At 73.9% G+C, this 25,514-nt stretch carries 22 protein-coding genes; 10 read left to right on the top strand and 12 right to left on the bottom strand.

Annotated elements, in window-relative coordinates:
• The first annotated feature begins 34 nt into the window (after nucleotides 1–34).
• Nucleotides 35–511, top strand: coding sequence for a hypothetical protein (locus BFV98_RS02600; protein WP_013286688.1), 477 nt, complete (start codon nucleotides 35–37; stop codon nucleotides 509–511).
• 18 nt (nucleotides 512–529) lie between these two features.
• Nucleotides 530–1,294 carry a hypothetical protein gene (locus BFV98_RS02595; protein WP_071094748.1) on the top strand — a complete coding sequence of 255 codons (765 nt, stop codon included), beginning with the start codon at nucleotides 530–532 and terminating at the stop codon, nucleotides 1,292–1,294.
• Here BFV98_RS02595 and BFV98_RS02590 read toward each other — a convergent pair.
• From BFV98_RS02590 to BFV98_RS02555, 8 genes are all read right to left on the bottom strand, one after another.
• Nucleotides 1,287–1,901 (bottom strand): bifunctional 4-hydroxy-2-oxoglutarate aldolase/2-dehydro-3-deoxy-phosphogluconate aldolase, encoded by a 615-nt coding sequence (locus BFV98_RS02590; protein ID WP_071094746.1) that lies wholly within the window; start codon nucleotides 1,899–1,901, stop codon nucleotides 1,287–1,289. The two genes, BFV98_RS02595 and BFV98_RS02590, sit on opposite strands and share 8 nt — an antisense overlap.
• A complete protein-coding gene (locus BFV98_RS02585) occupies nucleotides 1,898–2,860 on the bottom strand; it encodes a sugar kinase (protein WP_255367968.1) in 963 nt (320 codons plus the stop codon). The genes BFV98_RS02590 and BFV98_RS02585 overlap by 4 nt, the downstream gene beginning before the upstream one ends.
• Before the next feature lie 106 nt (nucleotides 2,861–2,966).
• The gene (locus BFV98_RS02580) at nucleotides 2,967–3,911 is read right to left on the bottom strand and encodes a PmoA family protein (protein WP_030268631.1); all 945 of its coding nucleotides are present in this window, start codon (nucleotides 3,909–3,911) and stop codon (nucleotides 2,967–2,969) included.
• Complete coding sequence (locus BFV98_RS02575; RefSeq protein WP_030268629.1) at nucleotides 3,908–4,558, bottom strand: hypothetical protein; 651 nt, start codon at nucleotides 4,556–4,558, stop codon at nucleotides 3,908–3,910. Before BFV98_RS02575 ends, BFV98_RS02580 begins: the two co-directional genes overlap by 4 nt.
• The gene (locus BFV98_RS02570; protein WP_013286694.1) at nucleotides 4,555–5,424 is read right to left on the bottom strand and encodes a carbohydrate ABC transporter permease; all 870 of its coding nucleotides are present in this window, start codon (nucleotides 5,422–5,424) and stop codon (nucleotides 4,555–4,557) included. Before BFV98_RS02570 ends, BFV98_RS02575 begins: the two co-directional genes overlap by 4 nt.
• Nucleotides 5,421–6,401, bottom strand: a complete 981-nt coding sequence (locus BFV98_RS02565) for a carbohydrate ABC transporter permease (RefSeq protein WP_013286695.1) — start codon at nucleotides 6,399–6,401, stop codon at nucleotides 5,421–5,423. Before BFV98_RS02565 ends, BFV98_RS02570 begins: the two co-directional genes overlap by 4 nt.
• Nucleotides 6,402–6,422: 21 nt before the next feature.
• Complete coding sequence (locus BFV98_RS02560; protein ID WP_030268626.1) at nucleotides 6,423–7,766, bottom strand: ABC transporter substrate-binding protein; 1,344 nt, start codon at nucleotides 7,764–7,766, stop codon at nucleotides 6,423–6,425.
• Nucleotides 7,767–7,863: 97 nt separating this feature from the next.
• A complete protein-coding gene (locus BFV98_RS02555; RefSeq protein ID WP_030268624.1) occupies nucleotides 7,864–8,910 on the bottom strand; it encodes a LacI family DNA-binding transcriptional regulator in 1,047 nt (348 codons plus the stop codon).
• A 241-nt stretch (nucleotides 8,911–9,151) separates the two neighbouring features.
• On the opposite strand from BFV98_RS02555, the gene BFV98_RS02550 reads away from it, so the two are divergent.
• The 8 genes from BFV98_RS02550 to BFV98_RS02515 all read left to right on the top strand — a co-directional run bounded on the left by BFV98_RS02550 (nucleotide 9,152) and on the right by BFV98_RS02515 (nucleotide 18,703).
• Nucleotides 9,152–10,480 (top strand): Gfo/Idh/MocA family protein, encoded by a 1,329-nt coding sequence (locus BFV98_RS02550; protein ID WP_071094744.1) that lies wholly within the window; start codon nucleotides 9,152–9,154, stop codon nucleotides 10,478–10,480.
• A 16-nt stretch (nucleotides 10,481–10,496) separates the two neighbouring features.
• Nucleotides 10,497–11,930, top strand: a complete 1,434-nt coding sequence (gene uxaC / locus BFV98_RS02545; RefSeq protein ID WP_071094742.1) for a glucuronate isomerase — start codon at nucleotides 10,497–10,499, stop codon at nucleotides 11,928–11,930.
• Complete coding sequence (locus tag BFV98_RS02540; RefSeq protein WP_071094740.1) at nucleotides 11,927–13,228, top strand: enolase C-terminal domain-like protein; 1,302 nt, start codon at nucleotides 11,927–11,929, stop codon at nucleotides 13,226–13,228. The genes uxaC and BFV98_RS02540 overlap by 4 nt, the downstream gene beginning before the upstream one ends.
• Nucleotides 13,219–14,703, top strand: a complete 1,485-nt coding sequence (locus BFV98_RS02535) for a mannitol dehydrogenase family protein (RefSeq protein ID WP_071094739.1) — start codon at nucleotides 13,219–13,221, stop codon at nucleotides 14,701–14,703. Before BFV98_RS02540 ends, BFV98_RS02535 begins: the two co-directional genes overlap by 10 nt.
• A gap of 35 nt (nucleotides 14,704–14,738) precedes the next feature.
• Entirely contained in the window at nucleotides 14,739–15,905 is a 1,167-nt protein-coding gene (locus BFV98_RS02530) for a Gfo/Idh/MocA family protein (RefSeq protein WP_071098726.1), read from the top strand.
• 26 nt (nucleotides 15,906–15,931) lie between these two features.
• Nucleotides 15,932–17,275, top strand: a complete 1,344-nt coding sequence (locus BFV98_RS02525; protein ID WP_071094737.1) for a polysaccharide lyase family 1 protein — start codon at nucleotides 15,932–15,934, stop codon at nucleotides 17,273–17,275.
• Between the two features lie 236 nt (nucleotides 17,276–17,511).
• Complete coding sequence (locus BFV98_RS02520) at nucleotides 17,512–17,970, top strand: ATP-binding protein (RefSeq protein ID WP_071094735.1); 459 nt, start codon at nucleotides 17,512–17,514, stop codon at nucleotides 17,968–17,970.
• 7 nt (nucleotides 17,971–17,977) lie between these two features.
• Nucleotides 17,978–18,703, top strand: a complete 726-nt coding sequence (locus tag BFV98_RS02515; protein WP_071094733.1) for an HD domain-containing protein — start codon at nucleotides 17,978–17,980, stop codon at nucleotides 18,701–18,703.
• A 394-nt stretch (nucleotides 18,704–19,097) separates the two neighbouring features.
• Here BFV98_RS02515 and BFV98_RS32540 read toward each other — a convergent pair whose 3' ends face one another.
• From BFV98_RS32540 to BFV98_RS02495, 4 genes are all read right to left on the bottom strand, one after another.
• Complete coding sequence (locus BFV98_RS32540) at nucleotides 19,098–19,658, bottom strand: barstar family protein (RefSeq protein WP_083395221.1); 561 nt, start codon at nucleotides 19,656–19,658, stop codon at nucleotides 19,098–19,100.
• 62 nt (nucleotides 19,659–19,720) lie between these two features.
• Nucleotides 19,721–20,161 carry a ribonuclease domain-containing protein gene (locus BFV98_RS02505; protein ID WP_071094732.1) on the bottom strand — a complete coding sequence of 147 codons (441 nt, stop codon included), beginning with the start codon at nucleotides 20,159–20,161 and terminating at the stop codon, nucleotides 19,721–19,723.
• A 186-nt stretch (nucleotides 20,162–20,347) separates the two neighbouring features.
• A complete protein-coding gene (locus tag BFV98_RS02500; RefSeq protein WP_255367965.1) occupies nucleotides 20,348–23,257 on the bottom strand; it encodes a M36 family metallopeptidase in 2,910 nt (969 codons plus the stop codon).
• A 136-nt stretch (nucleotides 23,258–23,393) separates the two neighbouring features.
• Nucleotides 23,394–25,508 carry a DEAD/DEAH box helicase gene (locus BFV98_RS02495; RefSeq protein WP_071094728.1) on the bottom strand — a complete coding sequence of 705 codons (2,115 nt, stop codon included), beginning with the start codon at nucleotides 25,506–25,508 and terminating at the stop codon, nucleotides 23,394–23,396.
• Between the last annotated feature and the right edge of the window lie 6 nt (nucleotides 25,509–25,514).

Raw genomic sequence — 25,514 nt, 5'->3', positions numbered from 1 at the left:
TGCGAGCCCCGCAGTCGCGAACCGGGACGGCACTGTGAGCGGGCGGCAGAAGGTGCTGCTGGTGGCCGTGGCCGTGCTGCTGGTGGCGCTGTACGTGGTGGCGGTCGCCGGGCGCCGCGACGACCCGGGCGACCCGGGGGCCGGGCCGGGCGCGCTGGCCCGGCTCGGGCGCGGGTCCGGAACTGTGGACCCGGCGACGGTGGCCGTGACCTGCCTGCCGCCGGCCGCCGAACCGGCCACCACCGCCGACGGGGTGACGCTCGCCTTCGGCACCGCGTGCCGGCTGCGGGTGGCTGACCCGGGCGCGCTGCGCACGCTGGTGCTGCGCGGTACGACGCCGTTCGAGGTGACCGCCCGAGCACCCGGCGACGCGGACGTCACAGTCACCGACGAGGTCGCCCCGGACGCGGACGGCCCGGCGGTGGCGAAGGTGGCTGTGGACCGGGAGACCGAGGTGCTCCTGCGCTGTCCGGGAGGTGGCGGATGTTCGGTCACGCTGGCCCGGTCCTGACCGGAACGGAGACGCGGCATGGGTGAGTTGCGCAAGCCGTTCCTGCTGCTGGCCCTGCTCGCGGTGGCGCTCGTGGTCGGCGTGGAGCTGGGCGCGGCGGCGCTGACCGGCGGTGGGGACGCCAGTGGCGCGTTGCAGGACAGCGCCGGCCGGCTCGGCGTCGAACTGGGTGACGTCGGCGCGGTGTCCGAGCCGTCCGGGCGCGGCATCGGCTACCTGGCGCTGATCGACGTGGTGGCGCTCTGGACGACCGGGCTGTTCTGCCTGAGCCTGGTGCTGCCGGACCGGATGCAGGGCCGGGTGCAGGGCGTGGCCACGCTCGTCTTCTCGATCGTGCTGCTGCTGGTGTCGCTGGTCCTGCTGATCGTCGCGTTCGTCGAACTGACGGTGATGGTCTCGCTGTTCCTGGCCCCGCCGTTCGGCACGCTGGCGTACCTCGCGGTGTGGGGGTTCTTCCCGGTCGACGACGCGGCGGTGCTGCTCGGGCTGGCGCTGCTGCTCAAACTGGTCTGGGTCGCGCTGCTGCTCGCCGCCCAGCCCCGGTTCCTGCGCAACAAAGGGCTCGTCGCGCTGGCGCTGACCACGCTGCTGTGCACTGTGGTGTTGCAGTTCCTGCACGGCCTGGTGCCGGTGATCCTGGTCAGCATCCTCGACGACCTGGGCGCCGTGGTGTTCGCCGTGGTGGCGCTGATCTGGGCGCTGGTGCTGCTGATCGGGTCGATCCCGGCGATCGTCAAGGCGATCCGGACCACCGCCACCACGTCCGGCCGTACCGTCACGTGATAGCGCCGCCGGCAGCGAGCGTGGCCAGGCGCGGCAGCTGCTCGGGGTCGGTCAGCGCCGACCCGACGGCCACCACCCGCGCCCCGGCGGCGAGGAAATCGCCCGCGTTGCCGGCGTCGACGCCGCCGGTGGCCACGAACCGGGCCTCCGGCAGCGGCCCGGCCACCGCCCGGAACCAGGCCGGGCCGAGGCTGACCGCCGGGAACGCCTTGAGCCACACCAGGCCGTGGTCGAGCGCCCGTTGCGCCTCGGTCGGGGTGGCCACGCCGGGCAGGTGCGGCACGCCGAGACCGGCCGCCGCGTCGGCGACGGCCAGGTCCAGGCCGGGCGCCACTGTGAACGCCGCCCCGGCGGCCACCGCGTCGTGGACCTGCGCCGGGGTACGCACAGTGCCCGCGCCGACGATCCGGCCCCGCCGACGCCCGGCCGTCACGGCGGCGTGCAGCGCCGGCACCGCTTCCGGGGTACGGATGGGCACCTCCACCACGTCGATGCCGAGATCCCAGGCCAGTTCCGCCAGCCGGACCGTCTCCCCGGGCGGCAGGTCGCGCAGGATCACCATCACCCGCGCGCCGCCGAACAGGGCCTCGAAGTCGTGCCCGCTCATCTCCCGCTCCCTCCCCTGACCTGCATCGACGCCTGCTCAGTCCACGCCGCGTCCGGCAGCGCCAGCGCCTGCGCGATCGTCTCCGCGTCCGGTGGCGGCGCGGTGTCGCCCGGCACGGTCAGCACCGGCGCGGCGGTCAGGTGGCCCAGCCGCAGGCAGGCTCGCAGGTCGAGGCCGCGCAGCAGCCCGGAGAGGAACCCGGCGGCGAACGCGTCACCCGCGCCGACCGGCTCCACCACGTCCACCGGCAACGCCGGCACGAACACCGCCGGTCCGGTACGCGGCAGCGCCGTCGCGCCGACCGGCCCGTCCTTGACCACCACCAGCTCCGGGCCGGGCAGCAGCGCACGGACAGCGGCCGGATCGCCCGCCGACCAGAGCACGGTCGCCTCGTCCAGTCCGACAAGCACCACGTCGGCGCGGTCGGCCAGGTCACGCAGGACCGGTCCGGCCCGGCCGCCGGGCCAGAGCGCCGGGCGGTGGTTCACGTCGAAGCTGACCCGGGCACCGGGCAGCGCCCGCCCGTCCAGCGCTGATACGAGCAGGTCACGGCAGGTGCCGGAGAGCGCGGCGGTGATCCCGGACAGGTGCAGCAGCCGCGCCCCGGCCAGCGCGGGACGCCCGAGGTCCGGCGCGCCGAGGCGGCTCGCTGCCGACCCGGCGCGGTGGTAGTGGACGCGGGTGCCGTCCGGGCCGGGATCCTTCAGGTAGAGGCCGGTCGGCGCGTCCGGATCGACGGTGACCGGGGAGACGTCCACGCCCGCGGCGGCGACCTCGGCCACCACCCGCCGCCCGAACGGGTCGTCGCCGACCCGGCTGACCCACGCCGCGCGGTGCCCGAGCCGGGCCAGCCCGGCCGCCACGTTGGACTCCGCGCCGCCCACGCCGACAGTCAGCCGCGCGGCGTCCTCCAGCGACCCGCCGCCGTCAGGGGCGAGCACCACCATCGTCTCGCCCACGCAGACCACCTCCGGCCCGCTCCCGGCCGCGACCGCGGTACCGGAGGCACGCGGCTCGCTCCCCGCGCTCACCGTGGGGCCCGCAACACCGGCTCACACCGCGCGCTCACCGGATGACCGCCGCGTCCAGCCGGGCCGCGATGTCGGCCGGGTCGAGGTGGCCGTCGGCGACGAGGACCCGGTGCCGGTTGTGCCGGGGCTGCCCGGCCGCGACCACGGCCGGGCTGTCGAACGCGTACGCGACGCAGACGCCCGGGTACATCGCGGTGCGCACGAACCACCTGTCACCCGGCCCCAGGCCGGTGAACACCAGCGTGTACGCGCCACCTCCGGGCGCGGTGGCGGACAACGCCATCCAGGGCGCGGCCGAGCCGTTCACCGCCTCCTCGCCTTCCGCGTCGGCGGTACGCACGAGGGGTTCGCCGTCGGCCACCGCCCGCCAGAAGAAGCCGCCGTACCCCGCGCCGCCCGGGCGGCCGTTCGTGGCCGGGCTGCCCAGGTGCACGTCAGTGCCGGTGGCGGAGGCGAGCGTGGCGGACAGGTCCAGCCACCAGGCGTCCTCGCCGGCCAGCGTGGCGGTGATCCGCCGGTGTTCGCGCAGCAGCACCCGGCCGTGCCGGTCCCGCCACTCCAGATCGTGGTCGAACCGGTCGGCGGCCCGCTCCCGCCAGCCGGTGTGCGCGATCACGCCGTGGTCGTCGCGCCAGGTGTAGCCGGTGCCGCGCACGTACGTCCGGCCGCCCCACAGGTTGACGCCGTCGACGTCCTGCACCGCCAATGACGCGCCGAGGTGCCAGACGTGGTCGGCCGGCAGCGCGTCCGTGACCGGGGTGCCGGCCCGGGTCCGCACCGGGTGCAGGTACGGCCGGGGTCCGTGACGCGGGTCGAGGTCGGGCCGGACCACGTACCGGGCCACCTCGGCGCCACCGACGACCAGCCGCGACTCGGCGTCGGTGCCGGCAAGCCGCGACTCCGCGTCGCCCCCGGCAAGGCGCGACTCGGCGTCAGCACGGCGCGGCTCGGCAGCGGCGGAACGGGGTTCGGCGGTCACGACGGCTCCGGCGCGGGGACCGGGTGGCGGGCGTCCAGCGCGTGCAGCGCCGCGAGCGCGTACCCGCCGAGGATCGGCACCGCCACCGGCGTGACCAGCACGCCCAGCACCACGGCGAGCGCGCAGACGCCGGAGGCGGCGGCCCAGGTGCCGGGGCGCTGCGGGCAGGTGCGGGCCACCTCGAGCGCGGCCGTTCGCCAGCCCCGGCCGCCGGTGCGTCCGACCGCTACGGCGACAAGGCCCGCGTACCCGAGCAGGACAGCCACCACGACGGCGGTGAGCGCGAGCGCGGGCCCGCCGCCTGGTACCCGGCCGGTGGTGAGCGCGAGCAGATCGGCGGCGAGCAGCGCGGCGGCGGCCAGGGCGACGGCGCTCACCGCCAGCCCGGCGGGCAGCGCACGGCCGAACCGGGTCAGGCTGGTCCGCGCGTCCGGCCAGGCGCCGGTGACCGACCTGTCGTGCAGCGCGGCACTCGCGGTGGCGACCGCCGGGGCGAGCGTGAGCACCGGCAGCGCGGCGAGCGCCACGGCGAAGCCGAGCAGCGCCAGGTCGGTCGCCTCGCGCAGCGTGTCCCGCCAGTCGGCACGGGCCGGCACGGTGTCGGGGTGGGCGGGTACGGCGTCGGTGTGGGCAGGCACGGCGGTCATCCCTTCAGCCCGCTGGTGTTGATGCCCTCGACGAGCATCCGCTGGAAGGCCAGGAAGAACAGGAACACCGGCAGCAGGGACAGCACCGACATGGCGAACATCGGGCCGACAGCGCTCTGGCTTGTCGAGTCGATGAACAGGGTCAGCGCCACCGGGACCGTGTAGTCCTCCAGGCTGGACAGGAACACCAGCTGGCGGAAGAAGTCGTTCCAGGTCCAGATGAACGAGAAGATCGCGGTGGTGACCAGCGCCGGGCGGCTCAGCGGCAGGATGACGTGCCGGAACACGCCGTACGGGGACGCGCCGTCGATGGTGGCCGCCTCGTCCAGCTCGCGCGGGATGCCGCGCATGAACTGCACCATGAGGAAGACGAAGAACGCCTCGGTGGCCAGGAACTGCGGCACCAGCAGCGGCAGGTACGGCCAGTCGCCGCCGACCAGGCCGAGGCTGCGGAACAGGATGTACTGCGGCACGATCAGCACGTGCCCGGGCAGCAGCAGCGTCCCGATCATGACGGTGAACCACATCTTGCGCAGCCGGAACCGCAGCCGGCCCAGGGCGTACGCGGCGAGCAGGCAGGACAGCGCGTTGCCGACGACGGTGAGCCCGCTGACCAGCGCGCTGTTGAGGAAGAACCGGCCGAAGCTGATGTCGAAGTTGGTCCAGCCGTCGAGGTAGTTGCCGGGGGTGAAACGTTCCGGCAGCAGGCCGACGTTGTTGACGATCTCGGCCTGCGACTTGACCGAGGTGCCGAGCATCCAGAACAGCGGGTAGAGCACCACCGCGACGATCGCCACGAGCACGATCAGCCGCAGGACGTTCCGGCCGCCGCCCGGCCGGCGGCGGGCGACAGGAAGCGCCGTCATGAGTCGTCTCCGTCCGAGTAGTGCACCCAGAACCGGCCGGTGCTGAAGAAGACGGCGGTGACCACGCCGATCGCCACCAGGAACACCCACGCCATCGCCGACGCGTAGCCCATCTCCAGGTCGGTGAAGCCGGAGATGTAGAGCTTCAGCGTGTACATCAACGTGGAGTCGACCGGGCCGCCGGTGCCGTTGCTGAGCACGAACGCGGCGGTGAAGCCCTGGAAGCCGTTGATGGTCTCCAGCACCAGGTTGAAGAAGATCACCGGGGAGAGCATGGGCAGCGTGACCGCGCGGAAGCGCCGCCACGCCCCGGCGCCGTCCACGGCCGCCGCCTCGTACAGTTCGGTGGGCACCTGCTTGAGCCCGGCCAGGAAGATCACCATGGGTGCGCCGAACTGCCAGATCGCCAGGACCATCAGCGTCTCCAGCGCCCAGTCCGGGTCGCTGACCCAGGGCAGCCCTTCGACGCCGAACAGGGCGAGGAACGAGTTGAACGCGCCGTCCCGGTTGAACATGTTGACCCAGACGATGGCCAGCGCGACGCTGCCGCCGAGCAGCGACGGCAGGTAGAACAGGCTGCGGAACAGCCCGACGCCGCGCCAGGCACGGTTGAGCAGCAGCGCCACACCGAGCGCGGCGGCCAGCTTCAGCGGCACCGCGATCAGCGCGAACGTCAGCGTGACCCGCACCGCGTGCCAGTACGACGGGTCGGCGGTGAACATCCGCTCGTAGTTGGCCAGCCCCACCCACCGCACCTCGGACAGCGGGGTGAGGATGTCGTAGTCGGTGAAGCTCAGCCAGAGCGAGAGCACCATCGGGATCGCCGTGACGCCCATCAGTCCGATGAGCCAGGGCGAGAGGAAGACGTACCCCGCCAGGCCCTCGCCGAGCCGGGCCCGGCCGGCCCGACGCCGCGTGGGGCGAGGGCCGGCCGGTCCGGTGCGCGGGGTCCGGCCGGGCGCCGTGGTGAGAGCCACGGGACCGGTCCTTTCGTGGGGTCAGGCGATCGCGGACTTGCAGGCGGCGACGAACTGCTCCGCTGCCTGGGCCGGGGTGGCGCGGCCGTACTGGGCGTTCTCGGCGGCCTTGACCAGCTCGGACTTGACCTTGCTGTGCCCCTTGATCGGGACCTGGGGCGAGGCGCCGAACTTCTGCGCCAGGTCGGACTCGACCTGGATGGACTGCTTCATGGCCGGGTCGGTGGCGGTCTCGCTGACCTTGGCGCGCAGATCCATGTTCGACGGCAGACCGCGGTCGGTGCCGAGCAGCGCCACCGCCTCCGGGTCGTTGTTCAGGAAGTTGATCACATCGACGGCGACGTCCTTGTGCTTGCTGCCCTTGAACACCGACCAGTACATCGAGGCGCGCGCCCACTGCGCGCTCGGGTCACCCGGGTACGCGACCACGCCCAGTTCGTCCTTGGTGTTCTTCTTCAGGTCCGGCATCTGGTTGACCCAGACCCAGGAGGTGGCCGACTTGCCGGTGACCACTAGCTGCTTGGTGATGTCGCTGGAGTTGCCCTCGTGGATGACGTCAGGCGTCGGGGTGGCGCCCCGGTCCCGCGCGCCCTTCCACAGCTCGAACCACTTCGTCACGTCCTCGGCGGTGAAGCCGAGCTCCTTGCCCTTGTACAGGTCCTTGCCCTGCTGGCGCAGCCACACCCAGAGCGCCTTGTAGTCGGCGCTCGGGTCCTGGGTGCCGGGCACCTTCGTCTTCTTCGCCACCTGCTCGGCCCAGGCGATGTGCTCCTCCCAGCTCATCCCGGTGGTCGGCTCGGGCAGCCCGTTCTTGGTGAGCAGCGTCTTGTTGTAGACCAGGCCCTGCGTGTTCTCCCCGGCGGCGACCCCGGCGAGCTTGCCGTCGACCACGCCGTACTCCAGCAGGCTCTTGGGGAACTTCGACACGTCGAGCTTGCCGGAGTCGCGGTAGCTGCTCAGGTCGAGCGTGGTGCTGCGGCCGGCGTACTCGGCCAGGTAGTTGTCGTCGATCTGGAACAGGTCCGGCGGGTTGCCGCCGGCGGTCAGTGTGGCGAGCTTGTCGAAGTAGCCCTGGTTGGCCTGCCACGTCTTCTCGAACGTCACGTCCGGGTGCTTCTTGGTGTAGAGGGCCAGGGCGTCCTCGGTGAGCTTGGCCCGGGCCTCTCCGCCCCACCAGAAGACGGAGAGCTTGACCGGGCCGCCGTCGCCGCCGGCTTCGTCGTCGCCGCAGCCGGCCGCGCCCAGGGCGAGGGGCACGGCGAGCGCGACGACGGCCAGGCCGCGGACGAGTCGGCGTCGGGTCAGGGGGGTACGGTGATCCCGCCCGGCGGGTGCGCCGGCGGTGGGGGACGTTGCGGGGTGCATCTGCGCTCACTCCTCGGCTGTGGGAGGCGACGACGTCACCGGCGGCCGTCCGCGGGCCGCCCGGGTCCGCAAGGCTGTGCGGGCCCGGGCCACCTGCTCAGGCTCCGGTGCAGTCCCGGCCGGGCGCGGGGACGGGCCCGGTCGAGTCGCGGACGACCAGTTCGGTCTGGAGCATTACCTGTGCGGTGGTGCGACGGTCGCCGGCCGCCGCGCCCCGGCCCCGGGCGCCGCGTGGCGCGTCGGAGTCGAGTTGCAGCAGCATGTCGACGGCCGTCCGGCCGGCGGCCGCGGTCGGCGTGGCCACCGTCGTCAACTTGGGGCGGGTGAGCCGGCTCAGCGCGATGTCGTCGACGCCGACGACGCTCACGTCGTGCGGCACCCGCGCCCCGATCGCGTCCAGCCCTTCGATCAGGCCGATCGCCATCAGGTCGTTGTAGGCGAGCACGGCGGTGACGCCGCTGCGGCGTACCTGCTCGGCGAGCGCGCCGCCGCCGGTCTCGGTGGGCTGGTTGGGTCCGAGGACTGTCAGTTCCGCTCCCCCGCCCCGGGCGGCGGCGGTCGCGGCGCGGCGCATCTCCCGGGCGGTCCAGGAGCCGCGCGGGCCGCCGAGCAGCGCGATCCGGCGGTGACCGAGCCCGAGCAGGTGCTCGATCGCGGCCCGGGCGCCCTGCCCGACGTCCATCATCACGCAGGGCAGGCCGGCGATCTGGCGGTTTATCACCACCACCGGGACCTCGCGGCTGACCTGCTCGATCAGGCTGTTGCTCATCCGGGGGCTGCACAGCAGCACGCCGTCGACCTGCTTGGCCAGGGCGTGGACCAGGTCCTCCTCGGCGACCGGGTCCTCGTTGGTGTCGGCCACGAACACGTGGTAGTCGCGGTGCCGGGCCTGCCCCTCCGCCGCCTTGATCAGTGGCGGGAAGAACGGGTTGGCGATGTCGGCCACGATCAGGCCGATGTTGTGCGTACGGCCGGTGATGAGGGCCCGGGCGGCCCGGTTGGGCCGGTAGCCGAGGTCCTCCGCGCAGGCCAGCACCCGGACCCGGGTCTCCGGGTTGACCAGGTGCGGGGCCGAGAACGTCCGGGACACGGTGGAGATGTGCACACCGGAGGCGCGGGCGACGTCCCGGATGGTGGCTGGCACGGCGGGCTCCCTCGTCCGATGTGGTGGGGGTCACGGGTGCCGCCCATTAATGCAAACGGTTGCGCCCGTGTCAACGGTCCATTGTTGCGGCTCGATTGCGCCGGCGTTCCCGCCACGTGCATGAATGCCCATCAATACGGATGGATAGGGCGGCTTGGGCGGCAACCGTTGACGACGCATCCACCGTCATGGTTTCTTCGGCTGCAAACCTTTGCAGCCGACTGCCGGGGAGGCCGACGTCATGTCACCACCGGCCCGGGAACGGGTCCGCCACGCCCTGGTGGGTGCCGGAGCACGCGCCGAGATGTTCGTCCGCGCGCTGGCCCTCGACCACGCCGACACCACCGAGCTGGTCGCGCTCGCCGACGTCAACCAGAGGAGGATGGACGCGCACAACCGCTGGCTGGCCGAGCTGGGCCGGCCGCCGGTGCCCACGTACGCCGCCGGCGACTTCGCCGCCATGCTCGCCGAGGAACGCGTCGACGTGGCGCTGGTGACCAGCGTGGACGCCACCCACGACGAGTACGTGACGGCGGCGCTGCGCGTCGGCTGCGACGTGGTCGTGGAGAAGCCCATGACAGTCGACGCGCAGCGGTGCCGCCGCATCCTGGACGCGGTCGCCGAGACCGGCCGGCGCGTGACCGTCGCGTTCAACTACCGCTACAACCCGCTGCACGAGCAGGTCCGGCGGCTGCTCGCCGACGGCGCGGTGGGCGAGATCGGGTCGGTGCACTTCGAGTGGCTGCTCGACGTGCGCCACGGCGCCGACTACTTCCGCCGCTGGCACCGCGACAAGTCCGTCTCCGGCGGGCTGCTGGTGCACAAGTCCGGCCATCACTTCGACCTGGTCAACTGGTGGCTCGACGCCCGCCCGGTCGAGGTGCACGCGTACGGCCGGTTGTTCTTCTACGGCGCGGACGGCCGCCGGCACGGCTACGCCCGCGACTACGACCGGGCGCACGGCTCCCCCGCCGCCGACGGCGACCCGTTCGCGCTGCGCCTGGCCGACCACCCGAGGCTGCGCGAGCTGTACCTCGACGCCGAGGCCGAGGACGGCTACCACCGCGACCGCAACGTCTTCGCCCCCGGCGTGACCATCGAGGACGACCTCGCGGTGCTGGCCCGCTACGACACCGGCGCCACGATGACCTACCACCTCACCGCGTACGCGCCCTGGGAGGGCTACCGGGTCATGGTCAACGGCAGCCGGGGCCGCCTCGAACTGGAGGTGACCGAGAGCGACCACGTCAGCCCGGCCGTCGCCGGCGCGCTCAAGGGCGCGGCGCTGCACGGCGACGAGGCCGCCGTCGAGCAGGGCGCGGCCCGGCTCACGCTGCGGCCGTTCTGGGCGCCGCCGCAGGAGATCCCGGTCGAGGGCTGGACCCGGCGCGGGCACGGCGGCGCGGACGCCCGGATGACCCGGGTGCTGCTCGGCGGCGAAGCCGACCCGCTCGGCCGGGCCGCCACCGCCCGCGACGGCGCGCTGGCGCTGCTCACCGGCCTGGCCGCCAACCGCTCGCTGGAGACCGGCGCGCCCGTCCGGGTCGCCGACCTGCTCACCCTGCCCTGACCGAGGAGCCCTCGCTGTGCCGATCATCCCCCGCGGCGACCTGCTGCTGCCCGCCGAGCCCGGGCTGCGCGCCCTGGCCCGCGAGCTGTACGCGCTCGCCGCCGAGCAGCCGATCATCTCGCCGCACGGGCACGTCGACCCCGGGCTGCTGGCCGAGGACCAGCCGTTCCCCGACCCGGCCCGGCTGCTCATCGTGCCCGACCACTACCTGACCCGGATGTTGCTCAGCCAGGGCGTACCCCCGGCCGACCTGGGCGTGCCGAGCGTCGACGGCAGCCCGGTGGAGACCGACGGGCGGGCCATCTGGCGGCGCTTCGCCGCGCACTGGCACCTGTTCCGCGGCACCCCGTCGCGACTGTGGCTGGAGCAGACGTTCCGGCACGTGTTCGGCGTCGACACGCCGCTGAGCCCGGCCACCGCCGACGCCGTCTACGACGCGCTCGCCGCACGCCTGGCCGAACCGGAGTTCCGGCCCCGGGCGCTGTTCGAACGCTTCGGCATCGAGGTGCTCGCCACCACCGAGTCCCCGCTGGACGACCTGGGCCGGCACGCCAAGCTCGCCGCCGACGGCTGGGGCGGGCCCGGCGGCCGGGTGGTCACCACGTTCCGCCCCGACGACGTGGTGGACATGGAGTTCGGCAACTGGTCGGCCAACGTGGACCGGCTCGCCGAGGTCTCCGGCGAGGACACCGGCACGTACGCCGGATACCTGGCCGCGCTGCGGGCACGGCGGGAGGCGTTCGCCGCCGCCGGGGCCACCTCCACCGACCACGGGCACCCCACCGCCCGTACCCTCGATCTCGGCCCGGCGCAGGCCGCGGCCCTGTTCGACAGGGGCCGGCGCGGCCTGGCCGACGCCGCCGACGCGGAGGCGTTCCGGGCGCACATGCTGCTGGAGTTCGCCCGGATGTCGCTCGACGACGGCCTGGTCATGCAGCTGCACCCCGGCGCGGTCCGCAACCACAACCGGTGGCTGCACGCCCGGCACGGCCGCGACGTGGGCGGCGACGTGCCGCAGGCCACCGAGTACGTGCACGGCCTCGCCCCGCTGCTCGACGCGCACGGCAACGACCCCCGCCTCACTGTGGTGCTCTACACGCTCGACGAGGACACGTTCACCCGGGAACTCGCCCCGCTCGCCGGCGGGTACGCGGCGCTGCGCCTCGGCGCGCCCTGGTGGTTCCTGGACTCCCCCGAGGTGCTGCGCCGGTTCCGGGAGGCGGTCACCGAGACGGCCGGCTTCTACAACACCGCCGGGTTCGTCGACGACACCCGCGCGTTCTGTTCCATCCCGGTACGCCACGACGTGGCCCGCCGGGTCGACGCCGGCTTCCTGGCCCGCCTCGTCGCCGAGCACCGCCTCGGCGAGGACGAGGCCGCCGAGACGATCGTCGACCTGGCGTACCGGCTGCCGAAGCAGGTCTTCAAGTTCGGAGGCGGACCCGCATGACCACAATCGTCGACGTCGAGGTGCACGACGTGCGCTTCCCCACCGCCGCCAGCGGCGACGGCTCGGACGCGATCAACAGGGGCGACTACTCGGCCACGTACGTGGAGCTGACCACCGACGGCGGGCCCACCGGCGCCGGGTTCACGTTCACCAACGGCCGGGGCAACGAGATCACCTGCGCGGCGGTACGCGCGCTCGCCCACCACGTCCGGGGACGCACGATCGCCGAGATCGCCGCCGAACCGGTGGCGTTCTGGCGCTCGCTCACCGCAGACGTGCAACTGCGCTGGCTCGGCCCGGAGAAGGGCGTCATCCACATGGCCACCGGCGCGCTCGTCAACGCGGTCTGGGACCTGCGCGCCAAGCTCGCCGGCAAGCCGATGTGGCGGTTCCTCGCCGAGGCCCCCACCGACGAACTGGTCGCGACGATCGACTTCCACCACATCACCGACGCGCTCACCCCGGACGAGGCAGCCGCCATCCTCGACAAGGGACGCGACGGCCTGGCCGACCGGCTGGCCGGGGTGGAACGCGACGGGTTCCCCTCGTACACCACGTCGGTCGGCTGGCTCGGCTACCCGGACGAGCAGGTGCGCGCGCTGACCCGCGAGGCGTACGCGCAGGGGTGGCGCGCGATGAAGATGAAGGTCGGCGGGCGGATCGAGGACGACCTGCGGCGGGCCCGGATCATCCGGGCCGAGATCGGGCCGGACGCGCTGCTGATGATGGACGCCAACCAGGTGTGGGACGTGGACGAGGCGATCGCCGCGATGGGCGTGCTCGCCGAGGTGGACCCGTACTGGATCGAGGAGCCCACGCACGCCGACGACGTGCTCGGGCACGCCCGGATCGCCCGCGCGGTGGACGAGCTGACCGGCGGCCGCTGCCGGGTCGCCACCGGCGAGGTCGCCGCCAACAAGGTCATCTTCAAGCAGTTGCTCCAGGCCGAGGCGATCGGCGTGATGCAGATCGACGCCTGCCGCGTCGGCGGCGTGGACGAGGTGCTCGCCGAACTGCTGCTGGCGGCCAAGTTCGGCGTGCCGGTGTGCCCGCACGCCGGTGGCGTGGGCCTGTGCGAGTACGTGCAGCACCTCGCGATCTTCGACCACCTGCGCGTCGGCACCAGCCTCGACGGCCGGATGGTCGAGTACGTCGACCACCTGCACGAGCACTTCACCGACCCGGTACGCACCCGGGGCGGGCGCTACCTGTTGCCCACCGCGCCCGGCTACAGCGCCACCATGCGCCAGGAGTCGATCGCGCGGTTCCGGTTCCCGGACGGCCCGGCATGGCGCTGACCACCGACCGGCTCGGCCTGGCCACGCTGCGCCGCCTGCCGCAGGAGTCCCGGCCACTGCTGCGCCCCGGCACCGTACCGGCCGGCATCGTCCACCTCGGCCTCGGCGCGTTCCACCGCGCCCACCAGGCCGTGCACACCGAGGCGGCGGTCGGCGCGGCCGGCGGCGACTGGGGCATCATCGGCGTCGCGCCGCGCAGCACCGGCGTGGTCGACGCCCTCGCCGCGCAGGACTGCCTGTTCAGCGTCACCACGCTCGCCGCCGAGGGCGCGTCCACCCGGGCGATCGGCGCGCTGACCGGGGTACGGCATGCCGCGAGCGACCCGGAGGCGGTGGTCGGCCTGCTCGCCGACCCGGCGATCCGGGTGGTCACGCTGACGGTGACCGAGAAGGCGTACCGGCTGGACCCGGTGACCGCCGCGCTGACTGTGGACGCGGACCTGACCGCCGACCTGACCACCGGCCGTCCCCCGCGTACCGTGCCGGGCCTGCTGGTGCGCGGGCTGCTCGCCCGCGCCGCCGCCGACGCCGGGCCGCTGGCGCTGGTGAGCTGCGACAACCTGCCCGCCAACGGGCGGCGACTGCGCGGGCTGGTGGAGCAGTGCCTCGCGCTGGCCCGGGTGCCGGACGCCACAGCCGAGCGGGTGCTCACGGCCGTCACCTGCCCCGGCACCATGGTGGACCGGATCGTGCCGGCCAGCACCGACGAGACCCGCGACACCGCCCGCCGGGCGCTCGGCGTGACCGACCTGGCGGCGGTCGCCGCCGAACCGTGGTCGCAGTGGGTGATCGAGGACGACTTCCCCGGCGGGCGACCGGCCTGGGAACGATCCGGCGCGGTACTCACCGACGACGCCGGCCCGTGGGAGCGGCTGAAACTGCGGGCACTCAACGGCGTGCACTCCGCCACCGCGTACCTGGGGGCGCTGGCCGGCGCGGAGACGGTGGCCGAGGCGCTGACGCTGCCGCACCTGGACGCGGTGCTGCGGCGGCTGCTGGCCGAGGAGATCGCGCCGAGCTTCACCCCGCCGCCCGGCGCGGACGTGGCCGACTACGGCGAGCAGGTACTCGCCCGTTTCGTCAACCCGGCGATCCGGTACCGGACGACGCAGGTCGCGATGGACGGCTCGCAGAAGCTGCCGCAACGGGTGCTGCACACCGTCGCCGACCTGCGGGCCGCCGGCCGGTCGGCGCGGTGGAGCGCGCTCGTGGTGGCCGCGTGGCTGCGGTTCCTGCTCGGGTACGCCGACGACGGCCGGCCGCTGCCGCTGGACGACCCGCTCGCCGACCGGCTGCGCGCCGCGCTCGCCGCCGGAGCGCACACCCCGGCCGGGGTGGTCGACGCGGTCTTCGCGCTGCGCGAGGTGTTCCCGGCCGATCTGGCCGCCGACGACGAGGTCCGCGCCGACGTGACCGGCTGGCTCACCGCGCTGGAACGGCACGGCGTCCGGGCGACACTGGCGGACGCCCGGTGACCAGCGGGTGGGCAGCGACCCGCCGGGGGTCGCCGGTGAGCGGCAACGACCCGCCGCGGGTGGCGCTGATCGGGGCGAACGGGCACGGCCGCTGGCACCGCCGGGCCATCGCGGAACTGCACGCCGCCGGGCGTGCGCGCCTGGTCGCGCTGGTCGACGTGCGGCCGTTGGAGGCCGAACCGGACGCGCCCGTCCCGCCGGAGACCGGCGTCTTCACCGACCACCGGGCCATGCTCGCCGAGTCCCGGCCGGACGTGGTGGTGATCTGCACGCCGCCGCACACCCACCTGCCGATCGCGCTCGACTCCCTCGCCGCGGGCGCGGACCTGCTGCTGGAGAAGCCGCCGGTGCTCGACCTCGCCGAGCACCTGACGCTCGCCGCCGCCGCGGACGTCGCCGGCCGGGCCGTGCAGGTCAACTTCCAGGCGCTCGGCTCGGCCGCGCTCACCGAACTGACCGGCGCGCTCGGGCGGGTCGGCCCGGTCACCCGCATCGCCACGCTGGCCGCCTGGCAACGCCCGGACGCCTACTACGCCCGCTCCCCCTGGGCCGGGCGGCGGTCGGTCGACGGCCGCCCGGCGCTGGACGGCGCGCTGGCGAACCCGCTCGCGCACGCGCTGATGCAGTGCCTCGCCGTCGCCGAATCCGTCACCGGCGCGCCGGTACGCCCGGCCCGGATCGAGGTCGAGCGCTACCGGGTGCGCCCGATCGAGGTGGACGACACGACCGTGCTGCGGCTGACCCCGCACGCGGGGCCGCCGGTGCTGGCCGCGCTCACCCTCGCCGCCGAGGAGCACGTCGCCGGGGAGGTGCTGGTCACCGGCGAGCGAGGGCGGGCGGTGCTGGAGTACCCGACCGACCGGCTACGCCTACCCGGCGAGGACGCGCTCCGCCCGGTGCCCGGCCGCCGGGGGCTGCTGGCGAACCTGCTCGACCACCGCGCGGACGGCACGCCACTGATCGCGCCGCTGGCGCGTACCGAGCCGTTCACCGCGGTGCTGGACGCGCTGCGGGACGCACCCGTCCCGGCGCTGCTCGACGGGGACCTGGTGCGCGCGGCGGGCGACGGCCCGCAGCGGGTGCGGATGGTGCGGGGCGTCGGCGCGGTGCTGCGGACCGCCGCGGAGACCGGCGCGCTGCCGTCGGAGGCGGGCGTGCCGTGGGCGCTCCCGCCGCACGTGGTGGACCTGCCCGTGCAGTGAATGTCCCTGAGAGAACGGAACGAGTCATGCGTACCCGAACCGCAGTCGTCGCGGCGCTGACCGCCGCGCTCGTCCTCACCACCGCCGCGCCCGCACCGGCCGCACCCGGCGGGCCGTCCCGGGCCGCCGAACTGCTCGGCCGCCAGACCCTCCCGGCGAACGACGGCTGGGCCGCCGCGGGCACCGGCACCACCGGCGGGTCGGCCGCCGCGCCGGACCGGGTACGCGTCGTGCGTACCCGGGCCGAGCTGGTCGCCGCGCTCGGCGGCGACAACGCCACGAACGCCGCCGACGCCACCGGAAAGATCGTGTACGTGGCCGGAACCGTCGACGGTTTCGAGGGCCCGGACGGCACCCCGCTGGACTGCGCGGACCTGGCCGACCCGGAGTACTCGCTGCCCGCCTACCTGGCCGCGTACGACCCGGCGACCTGGGGCCGGGTGAACCCGAGCGGGCCGCTGGAGGCCGCACGCGTGCGGTCGGTGGCCGCCCAGACCCGGCAGACCCAGATCAACGTCGGCTCGAACACCACGATCATCGGGCTGCGCGGCGCCCGGCTCACCGGCCTGACGCTGATGATCGACCGGGTGGACAACGTGATCGTGCGCAACATCGAGTTCGCCGACGCCCGGGACTGCTTCCCGGCCTGGTCCCCGACCGACGGCGACACCGGCAACTGGAACTCCCAGTACGACCAGATCTCGGTCCGGCGCAGCGAGCACGTCTGGATCGACCACAACACGTTCACCGACGGCGACAACCCGGACAGCGCGCAGCCCGTCTACTTCGGGCGGCCCTGGCAGGTGCACGACGGCTCGCTGGACGTCACGCACACCGCCAGCCTGGTCACCGCCTCCTGGAACCGGTTCACCGGCCGGGACAAGGTGATGCTCATCGGCTCGTCGAACACGGTCGGCCCGGACGTGGGCCGGCTCAACGTCACGGTGCGGCACAACCTGTTCGACGGCACGCTGCAACGGCTGCCCCGGGTGCGGTTCGGCCAGGTCGACGTGCACGAGAACCACTACCGGCTCGGCGGGCCCGGCTTCGCGTACGCCCTCGGCGTCGGTGTGCAGTCCGCGCTGTACGCGGAGAACAACTTCTTCACGCTCACCGGCGGGGCCGGCCCGGCCGACCTGCTGTACGACTGGGGCGGCACCGCGCTCACCGAGCGGGGCAGCTGGGTCCGGCAGGGTGACCGCCTGCCCCGGCCGGTGGACCTGCGCGCCGCGTACAACGCCGCCCACGACCCCGACCTCGGCGGCGACGCCGGGTGGACGCCCACGCTCCGCGCCGCCCGGCCGCTGCCGGCCCCGCTGGTCCCGTTCGTCGTGGACGCCTGGGCCGGCGCCGGCCGGCTGCCGCTCTGACCTCCGCCGGAGCCCAGCCGGCGACCGGGCCGGCGTCCCCCCGGGGACGCCGGCCCGGCGTCGTCACCGGCCCGCCGGCTGACACGCCGCCCCCGATGCGCAATGATCACGTTTGACGGACATCGCCGCCGGGGGAATGAACCGGCGGCCACCGGGGACAACAGGGTGAGAATCAGGCGGTGACAGCGCGAGTGGGCGCCCAGGTCCGGGGACGGGCACGGGACGGAGGGCCGGACGTGACGGGTGGGACATCCGGCGACGTCGGCCCGGTCCTCACCATCGACCTGCCGGCCGACCCGGCCCGGCTCGCCGCCACCCGGGAACGGCTGCGCGGCTGGCTGCACGCCCACGGCGTGAGCGAGTGGGACGTCGACACCGTCCTCATCGCCACCGGCGAGGCGTGCGCCAACGCCATCGAGCACGGCTACCGCTTCGCCCGGGAGGGCATCACCACGCTGCGGGCCGAGCTGCGCGGCGACCGGCTGGAGATCGAGGTACGCGACCGGGGCGGCTGGCGCGCGGCCGACGGCGACGACACCGGCGACCGCGGCCGGGGGCGGCTGATCATGGCGCGGGTGATGGACGAGGCCACCATCGTCGGCACGCCGGAGGGCACCTGCGTACGCCTGGTCAAGCGCCTCACCGGCGACGCGAGCGGCCCGGCGGGCGCCGGATCCAGCGAAGATCAGCTATAAGGGACGCATGGAGTTCCCCGCCTACCTCGCCACCATGCCGATGCACGCGATCACCGAGATCCACGGTGAGCCCGGCCTGCTGGCCCGGTTCCGGCTGGAGATCGAGGCGTTCGACGAGGCCGCCCGCGACCGGCTGACCGAGGCGCTCGACCTGGCCGCCGACCTGCACCGCGACGACCGGCGGGTACGCGAGCCCTACCTCAACCACCTGCTGCGGGTCGCGATCCGGCTGATGCACCACTACCAGGTGCGGGACGTGGACGTGATCGTCGCGGGTCTGCTGCACGACGCGGTCGAGGACCACCCCGCCGAGCTGGCCGGGCTCGACCCCGGCACCGGAGCGGAGGCGACCCCGGCGGCGCTCGCCGCGCTGTCCGACCGGTTCGGCGCGCGGGTCGCCCGGCTGGTCGCGGCGGTCACCAACCCGGCGTACGACCCGGGGCGGGACCGCGACGAGCAGTACCGGGAGCACTTGGCGGCGAGCCTCGAACGGGAGCCGTGGGCGCGGGTGATCAAGGTGTCCGACTTCACCGACAACGGCGTGGGCGTGATCCACACGGTCGGGCCGAAGGTGACCCGCGCCGCCACCAAGTACCGCCCGCTGGTGCCGGTCTTCCGCGACCTGGTGGCCCGCCCGGACACACCACTGTCCCCACCGGTCAAGCAGCACATCCTCGCCCAGCTGGACCTGGCCGAGGAGCGCTTCAGCGCCATCCTCGACCACCCCGCCTGACCTCCACCCCACCCCACCCCACCCTCGCCGCGCCCCGCCCCGCCCCACCCCGCCCCGCCCCGCCCCGCCGCGCCCCCCGCCCCGTCGATCATGAAGTTGACCGCCCGGAGAGCGCTCCCCACCCCCGCCAACTTCATGATCACCCCCCTCCCCGACCCTCCCCGACCCTGCCCTGCCCGGCCCGCCCCGAACCGCCGCCGCGGCGTTGATCAAGGAGTTTGTGGCTCTGCGGGAGCCTGATCCGGACGCAAACTCCTTGATCACCGCCTGGTCTGGGGCCGGGCGGCACGCCGGCGACGGGCCCCGGCGCGGCGGCCAGGCGAGGGCGGGGCGGGTGGGCGCGCGGCGAGCGCGGGTGGTCCGGGGCGGGTGGCTGAGAGGGCGGGTGGCGGGGTCAGCCGGCGGAGGGTGGGGTGCCGACCCGTCGGCCGAGCACCGCGGCTACCCGGTCGCGCAGGGCGGACAGCCGGTCCGGGTGGTCGCGCAGCACCACCCGCAGCGTCTCGTGCCCACTGGCGGCGACCGCGCCGAGCACGTCGAGCAGCGTGCCGAGTTGGGCGGGCGGCTCGTCGGCGAGCAGGTCCGCCGCGTCGGCCACGACCACTGTCAGCGGACCGGCGTCGAGGCGGTCGGCGAGCGCGTCGGCGAGGGCGTCCCAGTTGCGGCCGTACCAGCCGGGCAGCGCCAACGCCCCGGCGAGCGCCTCGTGCAGCCCGGCCCGGGTACGCGCCCGCGTGCCGGACATCAGCACGCCGCCCGGCAGCACCCCGCCACCCGGCAGCACCCGGCCGCCCGACTGCGGGCCACCGTCCGAGCCCGGTACGGTCGCGCCACCGTCCGAGCCCGGTACGGTCGCGCCGCCGTCCGAGCCCGGTACGGTCGCGCCGCCGTCCGGCTCGGGCGGTGCGCCGTCGTACACGAGCCAGGCCGGTGCCTGCGGGGACGCCGCGCCCATGGATCCGTCCTTTCCCGACGGCGCCGGCCGGGCGGGGAGTGCCCGGCCGGCGCCGAGGCTGCTCAGAGCCGGTAGAAGTTGGCGTAGTGGTCGGGCGAGAACCAGGTCGCGCCGGTGCTCTTGTTGACCACGATCCGGTACGCGTCGCGGGAGGCGTTGCAGGCGCGCGGGTAGACGTCGTACTCGTAGTAGGTGGCGCCGGAGGGCAACTGGCCCTCGTAGTTGTAGAACCGGCCGCCGGCGAAGTTGCACTGGCCGCCGCTCCACGAGTACCAGCCGCGGCTCGTCGGGAAGCTCTTGGCCGACCAGCCGGAGCGGGCGGTGCGCGCGTCGGCGCAGCGGGACTGCGTGCAGGAGCCGTAGACGGCGGCCGCGGCGGGCTCGGCGAGCCGGGTGGAGACAGTGGACGGGGCGACGAGCGCGGCGGCGGCCACGGCGGTGACCAGGGCGGACGCGGCGAGGGCGCGGCGTACGCGGGTGACGGCGGCGCGGAACGGGGTCAAGGGATCCTCCTTGAGCGAGCCGGCATGACATCGACCAGCATCGTTTCCTGGTCGCCGCTCAGTCTGTCGAGGATCCTGCCCGCCGTACAGCCCCGATCCGGCGACGGCGCCCCGAACCCCGCGTGAACACACGATGGCGGGTGCGGACGGGCGACCCGAGCCGCCCGTCCGCACCCGCCGTGTGGATCAGTGCGTGAACGCCTGGAACTCGGCGATCCGCACGTTCTGCGCCTGCGGGCTGGCGGTGGCGCAGTCGGTCGCCGCCCGCGGGTCGTCGTCCTGCTCACCGGCGTAGTCCGGCGCGCCGGTGCACTGGTTGGTCAGCACCTCGACACGCAGGTGCGTGGCCTTGGTGCGCGGGATGTCGAACGACCGCATGATCAGCTCGGGCGCCCGGGGACGCGGCGCCACAGCCGGGAACGCGTCCGGCCGGCTGGTGTAGACCGGCCGGAAGTCCGCCGCGTCGGCGCAGGTCACCGGCCCCGTCGCGGTGCACGCCAGAACCCGGAACTGCCGCACCGCGGAGTACCGGCTCTGGGTGCCGGCGTCGGCGTCACCGGTGACCGGCGGGCGCAGCATGGCGCTCACCTGCACCCGGCGTACCTGCTGGACGTCACCGGCCAGGTCGACTGTGACCTGCCGGCCGGCGACCGGCGCACCGAGCGAGGCCCAGTTGGTGGCCTCGTCGTCGTCGGCGATCTGCGGCAGGTTGATCCCGTCGCCGCTGACCGCCGCGCCGGCGGTGGCCGAGGCCAGGTTGGGCCGCAACGTCACCGGCAGCGTCCGGTTCTGGCCCGCCTTGACCTTCACCGGGCCGATGCGGGTGTGGCCGTAGCCGGGCGCCCGCACCACGAACTCGTACGTGCCGGGCACCAGGTCCACCCGGTCGGTCAAGGGGGTGGCGGCGTCGGTGTCCGCCACCGGCACGGCCCGCGCCTGGTAGCGCCCGACGAACAGCTGCGCGCCGACGACCGGCCCGCGCTCGCCGACCGGCAGAAGACGCAGCGAGCCCTCCCGCGCGTACGGCGAGGTGAAGCCCGGCGTGGGGTCGGCGTCGGTGTGGCCGACGCTGGCCGCGGTCTCGCCGAGGCCGCGCCCGGCGAAGGCGTTCCAGAGCAGGTCCTGGTTGGCCCCGCCGAAGCGGATCCGGTCGGCGGCGAGCATCGCGTCCCGGGCGTCGACCATGCTGACCTGGCTGACCGACATGAGCAGGAACGAGTCGAAGACCAGCTGGATCCAGCGCCGGTTACCCGGGCAGGCGGTCACGTCGCGGGCGCCGGTGGCGCACGCCTTCTGCACGGCCGGGGTGCCGCTGCCCCAGCGGCGCATCATGGCCGCGCGGATGTCGGCGTTGGTGGCGCTCCACAGCTCACCGGAGGCGTGCACCTGGAGGCCGACGAAGTCGTAGTCGACCGAGCTGTAGTTCAGCGGGCTGTCGCTCATGTTGTAGTTGCGGATGCCCGCGTTCGGGTCCCCGGTGGTGTACTCGCCGATGGTGAAGCCGCGCCGGCCGGGTGCGGCGTACCCGTGCTCGAACAGGTACTCCATGGCGAGCTGGTCCGACCAGCTCTCGCTCATGCCCTGCGGCGAGCTGACCCCGGCGCTCGGGCCGGCGATCATGCGGTTCGTGACCGCGTGGCCGTACTCGTGGGCGATCACCGACATGTCGAAGTCGCCGTCCACGCAGGGCGCGTAGAACGAGCCCGCCATCGGCTGCCACAGGTACATGTTGGTGGTCGGCGCGACGCCGTCCGGCGGGGTGATCTGGTTGGCGTTGTTACGCGCCGCGAACGCGGGCGGACCGCCGCTGATGCCGCCGGCCTGCGCGTTGCCCTGCTCGGGGTCGTTACCGAGACCACCACGGCCGAGGTTGTCCTGCTGCATGTTCCAGGTCTCCTCGGTGAACCCGAGGTGGTAGGTCCAGTCGTGCATCCGGTTGTGCATGGCGAACAGGTTCGCCCGCGCCGCGTCGATGTCGTTCGCCTGCGGCGAGGTGAACACCTCCGGGTTGCAGCGCTGCTCCTGCCACTGGTTCGTCCACGGGTAGTCGTACCTGCGGTCCGGGCGGGGCGTCGCGGTCTCGGTACCGACGCTGAACGGGTCGTTGCTGTTCCAGTTCTGCACCGCGATCGCGTTGTTGCCCTTGGTCGTGGTGGTGGACCGGCCGGTGGCCGGGTCCACGTCCCACGCGGGGTGCCCGGGCACGCCCACCACCTCGGCGCAGCCGCGCGCCGGCACGGCGCACCACCGCTTGCGGGTGTCGGCCGAGGACCCGTCGACACGCGGCGAGTTCGGGAAGACCTCCCACGAGGGGTGGTCGGCGTCGTGGTCGATCAGGTCCTCGCGAACCAGCACGGCGCCGTCGCGGGCGTCCACGTAGGTGGAGTAGGCGGCCGGGTCCGCGCCGGTGGTGTCCGCGCCGAGGACGACCTCCCACGCCGCGCGCGCTCCACGGTCCGCGGTGGGGACCGCGACCAACGAGGTACGCACGACCTGCGCGTCGGCACGCCCGGCGTCGGCGATGGCGGCCTGGCGGGCCTGCTCGGCGCTGATCGTCGCGGGGGCCGGCGTACCGGCGTCACGGGCCAGCGAGGAGCTGACGTGCCACACCGCTCCGTCGCGTACGCCGATCGACAGCATGCCGTCGACGGCGGCCGGCAGGTCGCCGAAGCGCTGCCGGAACAGCACCGTGGCACCCTGCCCCATCGGCGCCACGGTGAGCAGTTCCAGCGCAGCGGCGCCCTCGGCGGTCAGGCCCAGCACGTCCCGGTTGGCTGCCACGTACGCTCGCGCGGCGGCGGACGGGTCGGCGGGCAGGCCGGTGGCAAGGGGCTTGCCGGTCGAGGTGAGCGTGGCCGGCGTACCGAGGTCGGTCCAGCGCACGCGCGCGCCGAGCGCGGCAGCCCGGTCGCGCTGCCGCTCGCTGGCGGCGACGCGGCCCTTGCGGTTGTCCTTGGCCTTGGTGTCGTGCCGGTCGCCCGGCAGGTGGTCGGGTGGCGCCTGGGTACGGGTCTGTTCCCGGGGTGCCGCCTGGCCGCCGCCGGCGGCGGTCAGGACCAGACCGGCTGCCAGCAGCAGCGCGGTGGTCCCCGTCAACGCACGGGATGGTGTGCGCACGGTCCCTCCTGTCATCGTCGAACGGCGATGTCCGTTCCGCCATCCGACCAGGACGATCAACCGTCCGACACCATCCGAACATCCATAAATGTTGCTGCGTCGATCTCTCTGCGGATCAGAGGAGATGCGTCATGCGGACGGGCTCCGCGAGGATCGCCTCCGCTCCCTTCAGATCGGCGAGCCGGGATGCCAGGGTGGCGACGGCGAGCCGGCGCGGCAGAGCGGCGCTGAACTTCAGGCCGGTCATCGCACGGTCGTCCACGAAGGGCAGGCACAGTCGACCGGCGGCCGCGATCCCGGCGCGCAACTCTTCGCGGGTCAGGCCGGCCCGCAACCGGATCGACGCGTCGTCGGGGCGCTGGGTCGGGTCGGCCAGTTCACTGAGCGTCGACACGAGGGTGGCGTTCGCCCGGAAGCCCGCCCATGTCCACCACCGCGCCTCGCCGTGACGGTCCTGAACCACAAGCGTGCCGGCCGGATGGACCAGCGCCGTGTGTTCCTCGCGCAGACCGGCAAGCCGGTCGGTGGCGCGCCCGGTCAACGCCACGGGCGGGTCCGCGCCGAGGAGGACCTCCCGCATCGCCCGGACCATCCGATACGAACGCCCAGTCGGCAGCCCGCCGGCCATCCAGAGGGCCTTTCCACCACCGTCAGCGGGCTCGACGAAGCAACGGTGGCGCTTCCAGTCGATGTGGGTCACCCGCCAGCTGCGCCCGCCTAGCAGCAGTAGACGTGGCCCTTCGACCCGGGACGTGAGGAGGGCCGGGTCGGTACGGCCGATCTCGGCGCGACCCGAGATCACCGTGAACTGGGGTGGTGCCGTGAAGACCGCCAGCATGTCCATGAAGTGCCGCCGGCCGTACCGCCGTTCCGCCTCCGGGCCGATGAACAGCAGTCCGGAGTCCGAGTCGAGATAGCCGTTGTCGACCAGGTGCCGCATGATCGGTTCGGCGCCGCTGTCGAACGGCGGCAGGTCGTTCCATTCGTGCCGCCACAGCCGGTCGCCGACGCGGTGCTGCTGCAACGCCAGCGCGAGCATCTGCTGGGCCACGATGTGCCGTGGTTCGGAGGGCGGCACGACCTCCTCCACCCAGCCCTGGCTCCAGAGGTGCAGCAGCGCGGTCGCCTGAAGCAGCCCGTCGCCGTCGAGTGCCAGGAACAGGCAGTTCCTCACAGTGCCGGGGCGGCGTCCGGTCCGGCCGATTCGCTGCAGGAAGGCGGCGACGGTTCTCGGGGCGCCGATCTGCACGACCCGATCCAGGTCACCGACATCGATGCCGAGTTCAAGGGTGCTCGTGGAGACGATGACGCAGTCGCGTTCCTGCGCGAACGCCTCCTCGGCGCGACGCCGTTCGTCCACCGACAGGGAGGCGTGCGACAGGAAGGTGGTCACGCCGAAGCCGCGCAGCCGCTGTCCGAGTTCCTCGACGAGCGCCCGCGACTCGCAGAACACCAGCCGCTTCTCGCCCCGGTGCAGCGCGGCCAGGACCTTCGCCGCGTTGTGCACCGAGCCCACGTAGTCGACCTCGACCTCGCCGGGTGGACGCCCGCCGCCCCGGGAGGCAGGCGGCGCAGGCGCGACGACCTGGCCGGGAGCGCGGTTGCGGCCGGAGCCCTGCAGCCAGGCCAGAAGGGTGTCGGGGTTGCCGACGGTCGCGGACAGACCGACGCGCTGGACAGGACGCCCGGCGACCCGGCTGAGGCGTTCCAGTACGGCCAGCAGGTGCCAGCCCCGGTCGTCCCCCGCGAACGCGTGCACCTCGTCCACCACGACCGCCCGGGCGCCACGGAAGAACTCGTCATGGTCGACTGTGGCGCTGACCAGTATCGACTCGAGGGATTCAGGTGTGGTCAGCAGGACATCGGGCCGCTCCCGCACGATCGTCCGCCGCCGTGCCGTGCTGACGTCAGCGTGCCACAGCGCGGCCCGCCGCCCCAGCCACCCGGTGTACGCCTCGATACGGGGCAGCAGGTTGTTCAACAACGCCTTGAGCGGGCACACATAGAGGACCGAGGTGCCGGACCACCGCTCGTTCTCCATCCGTGTGAGCAGCGGGAACAGCGCCGCCTCAGTCTTTCCGCCGGCGGTGGGCGCGAGGACGAGCGCATCCGACCCACCGAGCAGCGGCCGCACCGCCGCCTCCTGCATCGGTCGCAGGCCCGGCCATTGCAGCGAGTTCACCACGTGGTGCAGGAGCACGGGGTGAAGCAGTTCGGCATCGTTCGCCATACCGCT

The sequence above is a fragment of the Micromonospora sp. WMMB235 genome (assembly GCF_001855515.1).
In the GTDB taxonomy this organism is placed as follows: Bacteria; Actinomycetota; Actinomycetes; order Mycobacteriales; family Micromonosporaceae; genus Micromonospora; species Micromonospora aurantiaca.
This window is presented reverse-complemented; position numbering and strand designations above follow the sequence as displayed.